The sequence below is a fragment of the Aquicoccus porphyridii genome, from assembly GCF_008369105.1.
Classification (GTDB): Bacteria; Pseudomonadota; Alphaproteobacteria; order Rhodobacterales; family Rhodobacteraceae; genus Aquicoccus; species Aquicoccus porphyridii.
In genome coordinates this window covers 17,390-29,731 of the sequence record NZ_VINQ01000027.1, presented here as the reverse complement: position 1 = coordinate 29,731, position 12,342 = coordinate 17,390, and the positions used below count along the sequence as shown (strand labels likewise).

Sequence of the window (12,342 nt, the reverse complement as noted above, 5' to 3'; positions counted from 1 at the left end):
CCGTCGCGTTCAGCAGAACGCAGGGTGGCATAGGTGACGAAGAGGATGCCCTCTGGGAGACGGATATCGCTCCCCTGGCGGAATTTCGAGAGCGGCACGATATCGCTTTCACGCCCCCCAAGCGCCATCCAGTCGCGGCGCGCATCCTCGATGAGCTTGTCGCTCTTCGAGACCCAGACCGCGCGGCGTCGTCCTTGCAGCCAATTGTCGAGGATGATGCCCGCGACCTGCCGGCCCTTGCCGCAGCCCGTGCCATCGCCGAGGAACCAGCCCTTGCGCAGGCGAAAGGCACCTTCGTCATCCTCAGACGCTGCCATCAGCTGACCTTCGATCTCGCCGCGCTTGAACCAGCCCTTGAGATGCGTCTCGTGGGCATTGCCCGCATAGATGACGCTTTCAAGCTGCGGCGCGGAGAGGAGACCGTCCGCGACGAGGGTCTTCGGCAGCATTGGGCGGTAGGTCGGGACAGGCGGCGGGACAGAGGCCATGGCCGCGGATTGCACGAGTGCGGTCGGATGAGCGGCCGCGCCGTCGATCCGGATCGATTGCAGGTCATAGGCTTCGTAGACCGTATCCTGCAGCGCGCCCTCGGGTTCGCTCCAGGCTTTCGGCAGGTAGTCGAGCGGGGCCGTGTCGATGTCGTCGAACGGGTGCTTCGCGCGTTCCTCGGCGAGGGCGCGGGTTTCTTTGCGTGCTGCGTTGCGCAGGGCGTGGAGGTTGGTGCGGGTCGGGCGAGGTGGCACCGAAAGAGCCGCGCCAGTGGGGCAGGGCAGGGGGTTGCGGCGCGCGGGACAATGGGTGAGTACTACGGAGAGAAGATCACTCGTGGTCGCGCAGATCGGATGATAGGCGGCGTCAATATCAGCCGGTGCGGTCTCTTCAGCACCAGCCACGCGCTTGTCGATCACCGTCAGCCTCGTGTCGATCGTGGTGCCATGCCGCGCGAAGACCTTGCCGTCGATGGCTGCGGAAAACACCACGTCAGCGCTTTGCCTGATCCGCTGAAACGTAGGCTGGAAACTCTTGGTGGAGGGACGGAAACTCTCGCCGGTGATGACAACGAGACGCCCACCGGGCGCGAGGCGAGCAAGGGAAGACAGAACATGTTGGCTGGTGGCCTGCCGGAACCGGCCTTCGACGTGGCTAGCGGCCGAGAACGGTGGGTTCATCACGATGACCGAGGGCGTGATCGACCGATCCAAACGGTCGTCGATCGAGGCGGCATCGTGTTCCGAGACTGCAGCGTCGGAGAAAAGCTGCTCCAGCAACGCGCGGCGGGTCTCAGCGAGCTCGTTCAGCGCCAGGCGAGCGCCTGCGATCCGGGCGAAGATCGCCAGCATGCCGGTGCCGGCCGAGGGCTCGAGCACGAGTTCGTCGGCCCGAAACCCCGCCGCCTGCGCGACGATGGCTGCGAGCGGCAGAGGGGTCGAAAACTGTTGCAGACGGATGCTGTCTTCCGAGCGCCGCGTGTGAGAGGGCGCCAAACCGGCGAGGCGTTCGATCATGGAAAGAAAGGCGTGCGGCGTAGCCGCCTGCCGCTGTATCAGCGCACCGTAGCGCGAGAGCATCAGGATCTGGGCGACCTCTGCGGCCTCATAGACGTCCTTCCAGACCCAGGCACCACTGGTGTCGCTGGCACCGGAAGCTTCTTCCATCGCGGCGCGCAGGGCAGCGGCGTCGATGGGCTTGCCCGCCTCGAACTGGGGGACGAGGGTTTTCGCAGCCAGCAAAAGGTTTTGGGCGAAGCGCGAGGCTTCCGAGCGGGCAGGGGTCTCGGCCTCGGGCGCAAGCGGGACGGAATGGGGGTGAGCGTTCATCGGCAATCTCCGGGGTTGAGGGTTGGCCCCAAGCCCCGCGCGCACTCTCTCACCCGGGAGGGGTCACCCCTCCCGCCCTGTCTCTCGCTCTTTCATGGCAAAGCCCCGGTGCAAATTTGCCCGTTATCAGGACGACCGCAGATGCCTCGGCACGTCCATGGACTGATGCAGGACCCGGATCACGAATATCCTGTCCGGGTCCACCTCGTAGAACACGAGGTGCCGACCCGTGATCAGTTTACGCGCACCCTGCTGGAGGTCGGAGCAGTCCGATCCCATTTGCGGGTTGGCGATGAGCCCCTTCAGGGCACGATCGATGTCGTCGAGATAGCGGTCCGCCTGCGCCGCGCCCCACTGTCGATCTGTCTCGACCCAGATGTCGACGAGATCGGATTTTGCCGCCTGGGAGTGATGGATTTCACGCATCAGAAGCGCCAGAGCGGCTCCGCGCCTCGCGCTTGATCTCATCCATGTCAAGCGGACCGGCGTCACCGGATTGTTTGCCCTCCATCAGCGCAACGCGAAGCCGCGCCCGCTGACCTTCCTGCTCCTCCATCAGGCGCAGAGAGGCGCGGATCAACTCGCTGGTTGACCCGTAACGCCCCTCTTTAAGCATCAGGGCGATGAATTCGTCCCAATGGGGGCCAAGTGTGACGCTTGTGCTTGCCATGCTCATCTCCAGAATACGCATGAATAAGATATATGAGTATTTCGGGCATTTCAACTCGGGGGTGGGCTTGCGCCCTGTTCGGCGCCGGCAGGTCTGTGCAGCTCTCGCAAAGTCAGGTGATCTACAAATGCTCGTGCCTCGGACAGGCAGTCCAACTCATAGTGCCCGAAGAACCCCCAGCAGGCATCGACCTCCTCGCCGTCACGCTCGACGACATAGCCATAAACCTGGCCGCCGAGGTAGGCATCGAAGGTGACGATCTCAGCGCGCAGAATGTTTTTGGCCTTTTCGCGCATCGCCTTGGTGACGCGTTTCACGCCGAACTCTTCCCGGACCGCGTCGAGCGTCACGTAGACATAGCCGACTTGGCTGGAATCCCACGGGCAGTGAAACCCGATCGTGTTCATCGCGAGACCGGAATGATCGTAGAGAAACACGGGCAATAAGATCGCCTTGCGCTCGGCGCGCTCGCGCAGCTGCTCAATCGAGAGGTCGCTCTGGTCTGTGACGCCCGAGAGATCGCGCAGGAGCGCATCTGGGCTGTCGAAGGGATGGCTGTCGCCCAGCCGATAGCGCCGGTGCCAGCAGATCAGTTTCCCGAGGTTGGACCACTCCCTCGGGCTCTCAGTATCCGGGTCATGGTAGATCTTGATGGTATGGCCTTGGTAGGCCTCCTCGTAGACAGGGTCTTGCATTTCGATATCCTTTCTTGAAACGCAATCGACCCGCCGAGCCGGTTGAGGCCGCAGGCGGGTCGATTTGGACGTGGTCAGGTGGTCGGCGAGTTTGCCGTCCGGTGGATCAGGCAGCAGCGCGGTTCTGACGATCTTGGATGTGCTCAACCGAAACCTTCAGCAGCCAGTCCTCGAAGCCGAGAATGGTCTGGTGATTGACCACCGCCGCGACCCAAACTGCGCGCGGATCGCCAACAATCTGTGTCGGGTCGTTGTCGATCCGGCCATTGGCCATCCACGGCTCTGGCTGGATGCGCCCGAGCCAGTCCGCCAGCGACGGGATGCGTCCTTGGCAGTCTTCGCGCACATGCTGCTCGCCGATCCAGCGGATGGGAACAACCCGGCCCGCGCTGTTGGTCAGGCTGCGACCGAAGTGGCGTTCAGCATCATAGATCCCAACGGTATGATGTTTTTGGGCTCTGTGAACAAAGAGACCTAGGTGCTCTTTGGATGAGTCAAACCAGTCATGCACATGCTGGTAATCGTTTGGCACACCGCCAAACTTTCGGGCTGAGCTTTCAGCGTGATGGAGGGGGTGTGCCATGTCAGAGCCCCTCGTGTTCAGTGGTGTTGGTCTCGATGTAACGGTTCGAATGACTGACATCGATCTTGTCAGTCTCAAGCGACCAAGTCAGTTCACCATAGCCGCCCTCGTTGTTCTCGAACCCGGGGCACAGGGCATAGGCGAAGTCCCAGCCGAAATCTTCGGCCCGGCGCCGCAGGTCTTCCGTCAGGATGATCGTGTCAGGGGTCACCACGACATCCTCGACATTGCCGGAATCGCCGTAGCCTTCGTATTGCACCTCGATGTTCGTTACGCCGAGGGTGCGCAGTTCGGAAAGAAGCGTCGCGCGGGTTTCTACCCGCTGTTCGGCAGCACGCCTCTGGGATTCGAGTATCTGCGCGTAGAAATCAGTCTCTTGTGTCATGTCTTTGATCCTTTGGAATTGAGGAAATGGGAGGGCGACCATTACGCGGGGTCGCCCAGGAAGTTTCCTGCGGGGCTTCAGGCCGCAGCGTCGCCGCGGTCTTCAGCCGTCCGATCTACCAGGTTGAAATAGAGGTTCTCGGTCGCGCGCTTGAACCCCGGCGGTTTGCGCGGGGCGAGACAACGCACCGAAGCGCTGCAGCTCTCGCCGTGCTCCATTGCGAACTGCGTCACCTTGTCGATCAGGTCATCCATTCCCGCGGCCTGGATGCGCTTTTCGGGGTAGCTCGCCATCATCTGGAACTGAGTGACAACGAAGGCGCCATCGCGATGCGCGGGATAGAGGGTAATCTGGTAGTCGAGTGTCTTGGCCATCTCTGGTCTCCTGTGGCGGGCCGGACGCGGGTATCGCGCCCTTTGGAACCCGCCAGCCTGAAAGGACCGCCCTTTGTGCAAGGGCGGTCCGGGGCGGTGACTAGGGATGGGGGGCGTCAGTATTCCGACGGCAGCAGCAGGGTCAGGACCCGACGCGTTTGCGCAAGGTCAGAGGGCTCGGGGGAGCCGTATTGGTAGTCGACATCGTACAGGTCGAGTTTGAACCAGACCGTCGTGTCCTCAAGCTCAATGACACCCATCTCGTGCCAGCCATGGGGGTCGCTGTCGGCAATGAAGGTGTCGAAAGCGGCGACGCGGCGGGTGAGTTCCAGCTGCACATCGAGCCCAAGCGCCGCGACGCCGCGTGTCATTACGAACTGGCCCTGCGGGGCATCGGCAACTGGGGCATTGCCAAGGATGGTACGGCGAAAGGCGTCATTCTGCGCAGCGATAAGTGCGGCTTCCTGAACGGGGTCGAGGTCGAGTGTGGTGGTCATAGGAATTCTCCGGGACGGGCCAGCTGATCCGTTATCGGCTGTGGTCAACCCGCCAGCCGGAAAGGGCCGCCCTCGATGTGAGGACGGCCCAGAGATCATGTCAGGTTCAGGTCGGTGGTCGCTTCGTCAGGCAGCATCCCCACTGAGGAAGGCTGGCAAGGACGACGGTTCGTCGTTCTCGGCATCGATCTGAGTATCTGAGGCGGGCTGGTCGCCTTCTTCGGCCTCGGGCACATCGTCACCCATGTCGGCGTCAGCGTCCATCGCACCGGCAAACGCCATCCCGTCGGGCAGCCAGCGCGTCGTCTTCGCAACCGTCGCCGCGCCGAACCCTTCCGTCTCGCCGGCGGTTTCCGCGAAAGCCCGCTCCATCGCGGCCGCGATATCGCCCTTGCGCTCGCGATTGCGATCTTCGGCGTAGTCCTCGCTGATCAGCTTGAGCGCAGTCGCGACTGCATGGCCCTTGTTGACTCGACCCCAGTAGTTTTGCGCGGTCGGGCGCCAGCAGGCCGCCACATCGACATCAAGCCGCGCGCCAATCTCCTCGATGATTGGGGAGGGGCGATTGTCGGAGGAGAGCTGCGGCTTTACCGCCAGACCCGTCGCCCAGGCGAAAAGCGCCTGCTTATCGGCAAGAGGCAGCGCCGACATCACCCGGAAGTCCTCTGGTTTCTCGAGCTTCATCCAGTCGGTGGCGAGGTCCTGTTCCAGTGCCTCGAGCATTTTCTGGGCGACAGTATCCGCATGCAGCACCTCGCGGTCTTGCGCCTGGAAAGGCCGGATCGAGATGTCGAGCGCTTCGTTGTTGTAGGACCGCCCCAAAGCCTGTTCGCAGAGCGCGTAGAGCATCGCATCGAACGCCACCTCGAAATCCGCCGCCAGATGCGCCCGCAGGATGTGCTGACGCGTCGCGCGCAGATCGTCGGCGAGGCTCGCCGAAATCCCATCCGCCTTGCGCAAGGTCGCCGCCGGATCGGAGGTTGGCACCGGCGTCGAGGAGGTTGGCGGCGTCACGTGCGGGCGGGCAGGGGATGGGGCATCACCCGCTTCAGCACTATCCTCGCCCGGCTCGGTCGCAGCGGGGATATCTTCTGGTCGCACGAGGCCTTTCTCGACACGTAGCGCCCCGTCATGACCGATGGTCAGAACCACGCCCGCGATGGCACGATCTTCGTCCGCGTACGGTTGCCGTTCGCGCTGCAGGGCTTCGATCTCGCGCAAACGCGGCTCGATTGCGTAGTATTCCTCCGTCTCCGCCTCAGACCAATCCTCGCCGTCGTTCTGCGCCGCCAATTCCTCTTCGCGGGCGATGAGACGTTCCTCCTCGGCGAGCAAGTCCGGATCGGGATCGACATCCTGCGGATAGACCCGCCCGAAACTGCGAAACGCGCCGTAGTCGACCGAGAGGTGAACCTCGACCCATTTCCACATCCCCTCAAAAGTCTTGGCCGCAGCCTGCAGCCTCTCGATGGCGAGGCGCTCCAGGAGCTCGGGGTTTTCCATATGGGCGCTGGCACGATCGTCGAAGAGATCGCGCAGCAGAACGCCGCCTGCCGCCTCATACGCCTCGATGCCGACAAAGCGCCCGAGGGCCGAGTTCGCCGAATGCGCGGTCTCAGTCAGCTGGCGTTTGATGCTCTGTGGGTGGATGTGATAGCCGCCCTTCACCGCGTTCCAAACTGCCAGTTGGCGGTCATGGTCGTCGGTCAGCGTGAAAGCCATCACGCATTCGAGGGTCAGATCGCCCGCACGGAATTGTTCGATGATCTCGGGCGCGACACGGGCGAGTTTGAGACGACGTCGCACCAGGTCGACCGAGACGCCGAACTTCAGCGCGATCTCGTCCTCGCTGCGCCCCTCGGCGATCATCGCCTCAAAAGCTTCGAACTGGTCGGCCGGGTGCATCGCCGCGCGCTGGAGGTTTTCCGTGGTAGATGTGAGGATGGCGTTGCGCTCGTCCTCGACGAGGCAGGGCACGGGGTGATCAACTGGGATCACGCCGTCATCGGCGAGCTGCTTCAGCGCCTTGAGGCGGCGACCGCCGGCATCAACCGCAAAACGTGTCTCAGACAGCGCATGAACCACCAGGTTCTGCTTGATGCCGGTTTCGCGAATGCTTGCGAGAAGCTCGGCTTCGACGCTGGCGCTCGGCGCCACCTTGCGAACGTTGAGCGGGCTGGGCTCCAGCTGGTCGAGCGGGATCAGACGAATGTCGGTCGCTCCGTCAGCCGTTGCCGATGCGGCGGCTTCTGTCTTCTTCACGGTGGCGGGTTTCGGGCGGGTTGAGGTCTTGGCCATGGTCAGGGTCCTTGTTACGCCGGACCCGGATGAGACTCTCTCTATCCTATCAAGCCCGGCACCCGGGCTTCCCTTTCTCTGGCTTTTTCCAATTGCGGATCACGTCACCAATCGACCGTTTGAAAACGAATGCAAGCAAGTGATCTCTTGTCGTGCTGGTGCACAATCCCTTGGTTTTCTTGCACTGAGCGCGATCTGAGAGGTTCCGCCGACAGTCGCGCGTCCGTACTATATAAAGAGCGCGGGCAACTGCCACAAAATCGCTTGGGTAATGTGCATAATATAGATATTTTGCACATATGAAGCCGCAAGCATCTACTTTTCCTGATGATTTTGACGACCCCCTCATCACCACCGAGGGGGATGTGGGGGCTCACGAGGACGACCTCTGGTTCCTGCCGGGGCCGCTCGAAGAAGAACCGGATGATTTGCCGCCCGGGCCACGGGCAGAACCGTCCGACATTGCTGTCATCGACGACTGGGCAAAGGCGGAAGCGGCTCAGGCTGCGCGGCTGGCAAAGGTGGCTGGACGCCTGGGTGCGCTGGATGACCGCTTGCTGCGTGGCCCGGATGGCTGGCGACACAGACTGGCACTGATCGAGGCGGCAGACCTCAGCTGGCTTGCAGGGGATCGGGTGAGTTCTGACCGCCTCGCTCTTTGGATATCAATGCGATTGTCTGGCGCACAGGATGACCCGAATGCCTTGGCAAGAGTTGGCTGGGCTGTTCGCCGCCTGATGGGTGGTCCGGGTCCAATGGTCGATCTGGCGGCCTTTCTGGACCGCCGCGATCCCGAGAACATCGAGGATGCCACCGAGCGGCTAGAGGAGCGCGCGGGCGGATGGCTGGAGGTGATGAAATCAGCTGTTCATCTACACCCGATCACGCGGGCTTGCATGGGGTTTCACCTCTGGAGCTTGGCGGGTCTCGGGCAACAAGGCGACCAGATCGAAGCAGCCGTTACCGCGGCAAGGATCACGGCCAGCGACGGAAAGGGAGCGAACTTTGCACCACTAGCTATGGGTGGGGCAGGGGGGTTGCGCGCGTCGGGCTTACCACCGGAGCGTCTTGCTCGCTGGCTGGATGGGATGGAGACTGCCTGCCTGACCGCGATGCGGCACTTGGACTATATCGAGACATGGTCAGCGAGGACAGAAGCAGAGATGAGCTCGCTCTCAGGCAAAACTCCACCGGCTTTGCGTGCCGTGCTGACCGAATGGCCGCTCCTCTCCGCACCGATGGCCGAGGCCCTGACCGGCACTAGCCGAGCGGCGGTCCAGCGGAACCTGACCTGGATGGAAGAAAGGGGATTGGTCCGTGAGGTAACAGGGCAGGGAAAGTTTCGAATGTGGCGGACAGCAAATTAGAATTTGCCTAAATGCGAACAAGAACATGCCCAAGCGGGATTTCAGCCATTCAGTTTCCAGTAAAATACGCGACCTTCAGGAGAGGCGCGAGCACCTCGAAGCCGCGGTGCCGGATCGAGCGATAAATCTTGCGGTAACTCTGTGCCTGCACCTGTCCGAGTTGATCAGCTTGGCCGGCTACGGCCTGATTCGTGGAAGCGGATGTCTAGGAAACTAGGGGCACCTCAGAGCGCGGTTTCTTCGCTGCCCGCGATATTGGTCACGGTGTTCCTAGCGCGGAAGCCAAGGACTGTCCGGTTTGATTGCCGCGGATTTCCTCAAGAAACCTTTTAGGCCTCCTCCCTCAGCGCATCTATGACGGGGCATTCGGGCACATCGTCTCCGCTACATTGCGCCACGGTGGACGACAGGACGTGCTCAATGCGCTTGAGATCCGCGATCTTGGCGCGGACTGAAGCGAGATGCGCATTTGCCAGACCCTGCACCTCGCCGCAGGTCTGGGCCCCGCCATCGACCAATGCGAGCAGATCGCGAACCTCGTCGAGCGTGAACCCCAACTCGCGCGCGCGCATGATGAAGCGCAGACGCGCGACATGTCTGTCATCGTAGACGCGATAATTTTTGCTGGAGCGCGGCGGCTCGGGCATGACGCCGATGTTCTCGTAGTAGCGAATAGTTTCGAGATTGCAGCCGGTCAGCTTGGCCAGATCTCCGCGCCTGAGGACCTTCACCGATCTGTGATGATTATTCACACCAAACCCCCTTGAGCCTGTACCAGCTACAGACCCTAGATTGAGATCATCACTAAGGCAAGGATGATTCGAACCATGACTGAAACCACATCCGCCGGCCGCCAGTCGGCAATGGGCGAAACCCCGGCAGCTGACAAAAAGGCATGGGCGACAACCGGGCTCGGCGTACTCGGCGCGCTGGCCATGACCTCCTGTTGCATCCTGCCGCTGGTGCTGGTGAGCTTCGGCGTCACCGGCGTGTTCATCGCCCAGTTGGGCGCGTTCTATCAATATAAGTGGATCACCTTCGCACTGAGTGCCGCTTTCATCGGATACGGCTTTTACAAGGCGTATAGCCCGATCCCGGCCGAAGCCTGCGTTGATGGCACCTGCGCGCGACCGATGAACCGAACACTCATGCGGTCCATTCTCTGGATTGCCAGCGGGATCGTCGCCGTGGCGATGATCTTCCCCTACCTGACCCCCTACATCCTGTCCTACTGAAAGGCGTAACCGATGAAACATCTCTCTCTCGCACTCGCAACTCTCGGCATTCTGGCCGCAATGCCCGCCAGTGCCGAAGAACAGCGCATCAATGTCGGTGTCGCCGAACTGACATGCCCGACCTGCTCGTTCACCGTCGCGGCGGCGATGCGCGGCGTGCCCACGGTCGAAATCGTCGACTTCCAGGAAGGCGAGGAGTTTGGCACGGGCACTTACGTCGTGGCCTTCGACGATCAGGCGGCCAACCCAGACATGATCATCGAGGCGGTTCTGGCCAATGGCTATCCGGCCGAGGTGCTCCAGGCGGGGGAGTCCTGAGCACGGAAGGACGGGGATGACAAACATTTGGGCGGGCTTCTGGCCTTCATCATTGCCGCGCCGATCATGGTGATCTGCTGCGGCGGCGGTGGCGTCATCCTAGCCACCATTCTCGGCGGGATTGGCGGGTGGTTGATGGGGCTCGGCGGAATAGCCGCTGTCGTCGCGGCAATTGGCGCGGCGCTGGTTGTTCGCGAGATCAGGCGCAGGGGATCAGCAGGTGTCGATGGCGCACCGGATGAGACTTGCACCAAAACCCGGGCCGCCGGTGAGAGTATCCACCGCCCGGCCGATTTCGCGGCCGAGTAGAGCAACGCACCGGCACAGGTCTTTGGGCTGTTCGGGTCGATCCCGGATCCGGTGGCACCACGCAATTGATGCACCAGACATGAGGAAACAAATTACGATGCCTTCAGACGACACATCTTCGAACGGCCTTTTGAAAGTGGGCATCATCGGCACCATCATTGTGGCGCTCTGCTGCTTTACGCCCATTTTGGTGATCCTCTTCGGCGCGGTCGGCCTGGCCGCCGTCGTCGGATATCTCGACCTCGTGCTGTTTCCGGCACTGGGCATCTTTATCCTGCTGACCATTTACGCGCTCTGGCGCAAGAACGCGCGCGGCTCGGCGTCCTGAGGGAAACTGGGCTGACATCCATCCAAATAGCGCCTCAGACAAAGCATTGAAGAGAAAAACCTTATGACGAAGAGCTACGACCTTATCGTGATCGGCGGTGGAACCGGTGGCAATGGCGTCGCCCGGATGGCGGCGAATGCCGGCTGGAGCGTCGCCAGCATCGACAGCGAGCCCCATGGCGGCACCTGCGCCCTGCGCGGTTGCGATCCCAAGAAGATGCTGATCGCCGTCACCGAGGGCGTCGAGTGGGCGGAAAACATGAAGGGCAAGGGGCTGGAGGCGCAGCCTTCGGTCAACTGGTCCGACATGATCGCCTTCAAGCGCAGCTTCACCGACGCGATGCCACCGCGCATCGAGGCCGGGCTGGAAAAGGCCGGGATCGACGTCTTGCACGGAGAGGTACGGTTTACCGGCCCCGATGCGATCGAGTTGAACGGCGAGACCCTGAGGGCGAAGCATTTCCACATCGCCACCGGTGCCCGACCGATGACGCTGAACATCCCGGGCGAGGAGTATCTCGCCACCTCGACCGATTTCCTGGAACTGCCCGAGCGTCCCGACCGCATCGCCTTTGTCGGCGGCGGGTTCATCGCGATGGAATTCGCCCATGTGGCCAAGCGCGCGGGCGCGCGCGAGGTGACCGTGCTGGAGATGATGGACCGCCCCCTGGGCAACTTTGATCCCGATCTGGTCGCGATGCTGGTCGAGGCGACCGCAGAGCTGGGCGTCGATCTGCGCACCAAAGCGAAGGTGGCGAAGATCGAGAAACAGGGCGACGAAGTCGTGGTCACCGTGGAACGTCACGACGGCACCGAAACGATCACTTGCGATCTGGTGGTGCATGGCACCGGCCGCGTGCCCAACATAGACGGGCTGAACCTCGAGGCCGCTGGAGTCGAATACTCACGCCGTGGCATCAAGGTGAGCGACGCGATGCGCGCCACCAACCCGGCCATTTTCGCGGCCGGCGACTGCGCTGATAGCGGGTTGAATCTGACCCCGGTCTCGGCGGCAGAGGGACGCATCGCGGGGAAGAACATTCTGGGCGGCAAGGACGCGCGGGAGATCAAGTATCCGCCGATCCCGTCAGTGGTCTTCACCCTGCCCATGGTTGCTACCGTGGGCTTGTCGGAAGCGGCGGCCAGGGAGCAGGGGCTGAAGTTCGATGTGCATTTCGAGAAGACGGAGGGCTGGTATTCGTCGCTGCGCGTCGGCGCGAAACACACCGGATTCAAGGTTCTTGTCGAACGGGGCAGCGGGCAAATACTCGGCGCGCACCTGATCGGACCAGGAGCCGAGGAGCAGATCAATCTTTTCGCCATGGCCATGGGTGCCGGGCAGACCGCAAATCAGATCAAGGCGATGATTTTCGCTTATCCCAGTTACGCCTCCGACATCGGGTCGATGGTGTGAATTGAAATTTGACCGCCGCCAAGATGGTGGCGCCCGGTTCAAGTAAAGGAAAT

At 62.1% G+C, this 12,342-nt stretch carries 16 protein-coding genes; 6 read left to right on the top strand and 10 right to left on the bottom strand.

Translation table 11 applies throughout. The features are described from left to right. The 9 genes from FLO80_RS20485 to FLO80_RS20445 all read right to left on the bottom strand — a co-directional run. Positions 1-1,817: strawberry notch-like NTP hydrolase domain-containing protein (locus FLO80_RS20485; protein ID WP_188078373.1), on the bottom strand; the 1,817-nt coding region annotated here is incomplete at its 3' end. Positions 1,818-1,943: 126 nt separating this feature from the next. Continuing rightward, a complete protein-coding gene (locus FLO80_RS20480) occupies positions 1,944-2,243 on the bottom strand; it encodes a type II toxin-antitoxin system RelE/ParE family toxin (protein ID WP_008335672.1) in 300 nt (99 codons plus the stop codon). After that, the gene (locus FLO80_RS20475) at positions 2,236-2,508 is read right to left on the bottom strand and encodes a type II toxin-antitoxin system ParD family antitoxin (protein WP_008335674.1); all 273 of its coding nucleotides are present in this window, start codon (positions 2,506-2,508) and stop codon (positions 2,236-2,238) included. The genes FLO80_RS20480 and FLO80_RS20475 overlap by 8 nt, the downstream gene beginning before the upstream one ends. Positions 2,509-2,537: 29 nt before the next feature. Then, the gene (locus FLO80_RS20470) at positions 2,538-3,182 is read right to left on the bottom strand and encodes a hypothetical protein (RefSeq protein WP_008335676.1); all 645 of its coding nucleotides are present in this window, start codon (positions 3,180-3,182) and stop codon (positions 2,538-2,540) included. A 106-nt stretch (positions 3,183-3,288) separates the two neighbouring features. Continuing rightward, positions 3,289-3,765, bottom strand: a complete 477-nt coding sequence (locus tag FLO80_RS20465) for a DUF6915 family protein (RefSeq protein ID WP_008335678.1) — start codon at positions 3,763-3,765, stop codon at positions 3,289-3,291. Between the two features lies 1 nt (position 3,766). Further along, the gene (locus FLO80_RS20460) at positions 3,767-4,150 is read right to left on the bottom strand and encodes a DUF6878 family protein (RefSeq protein WP_008335679.1); all 384 of its coding nucleotides are present in this window, start codon (positions 4,148-4,150) and stop codon (positions 3,767-3,769) included. A gap of 77 nt (positions 4,151-4,227) precedes the next feature. Continuing rightward, positions 4,228-4,524 (bottom strand): hypothetical protein, encoded by a 297-nt coding sequence (locus FLO80_RS20455; protein WP_008335680.1) that lies wholly within the window; start codon positions 4,522-4,524, stop codon positions 4,228-4,230. Between the two features lie 116 nt (positions 4,525-4,640). Beyond that, positions 4,641-5,021: a DUF3768 domain-containing protein gene (locus tag FLO80_RS20450; protein WP_008335689.1), complete on the bottom strand. Its 381-nt coding sequence runs from the start codon at positions 5,019-5,021 to the stop codon at positions 4,641-4,643. Between the two features lie 126 nt (positions 5,022-5,147). Next, positions 5,148-7,319 (bottom strand): ParB/RepB/Spo0J family partition protein, encoded by a 2,172-nt coding sequence (locus FLO80_RS20445; protein WP_008335691.1) that lies wholly within the window; start codon positions 7,317-7,319, stop codon positions 5,148-5,150. Positions 7,320-7,618: 299 nt separating this feature from the next. On the opposite strand from FLO80_RS20445, the gene FLO80_RS20440 reads away from it, so the two are divergent. Beyond that, positions 7,619-8,686, top strand: coding sequence for a hypothetical protein (locus tag FLO80_RS20440; protein ID WP_008335981.1), 1,068 nt, complete (start codon positions 7,619-7,621; stop codon positions 8,684-8,686). Positions 8,687-9,015: 329 nt separating this feature from the next. Here FLO80_RS20440 and FLO80_RS20435 read toward each other — a convergent pair whose 3' ends face one another. Beyond that, positions 9,016-9,417, bottom strand: a complete 402-nt coding sequence (locus FLO80_RS20435; RefSeq protein WP_008335980.1) for a MerR family transcriptional regulator — start codon at positions 9,415-9,417, stop codon at positions 9,016-9,018. A gap of 96 nt (positions 9,418-9,513) precedes the next feature. Between FLO80_RS20435 and FLO80_RS20430 the strand changes: the two genes are divergently transcribed. The 5 genes from FLO80_RS20430 to FLO80_RS20410 all read left to right on the top strand — a co-directional run bounded on the left by FLO80_RS20430 (position 9,514) and on the right by FLO80_RS20410 (position 12,289). Then, on the top strand, positions 9,514-9,921 hold the full coding sequence (locus tag FLO80_RS20430; protein ID WP_176244179.1) for a mercuric transporter MerT family protein: 408 nt from the start codon (positions 9,514-9,516) through the stop codon (positions 9,919-9,921). A gap of 12 nt (positions 9,922-9,933) precedes the next feature. Continuing rightward, on the top strand, positions 9,934-10,239 hold the full coding sequence (locus tag FLO80_RS20425; RefSeq protein WP_009807473.1) for a heavy-metal-associated domain-containing protein: 306 nt from the start codon (positions 9,934-9,936) through the stop codon (positions 10,237-10,239). Between the two features lie 27 nt (positions 10,240-10,266). Further along, on the top strand, positions 10,267-10,548 hold the full coding sequence (locus FLO80_RS20420; RefSeq protein ID WP_246156767.1) for a hypothetical protein: 282 nt from the start codon (positions 10,267-10,269) through the stop codon (positions 10,546-10,548). 97 nt (positions 10,549-10,645) lie between these two features. After that, complete coding sequence (gene merF / locus FLO80_RS20415; protein WP_050759304.1) at positions 10,646-10,876, top strand: mercury resistance system transport protein MerF; 231 nt, start codon at positions 10,646-10,648, stop codon at positions 10,874-10,876. Between the two features lie 63 nt (positions 10,877-10,939). Further along, on the top strand, positions 10,940-12,289 hold the full coding sequence (locus FLO80_RS20410; protein WP_008335974.1) for a dihydrolipoyl dehydrogenase family protein: 1,350 nt from the start codon (positions 10,940-10,942) through the stop codon (positions 12,287-12,289). Positions 12,290-12,342: the final 53 nt, after the last annotated feature.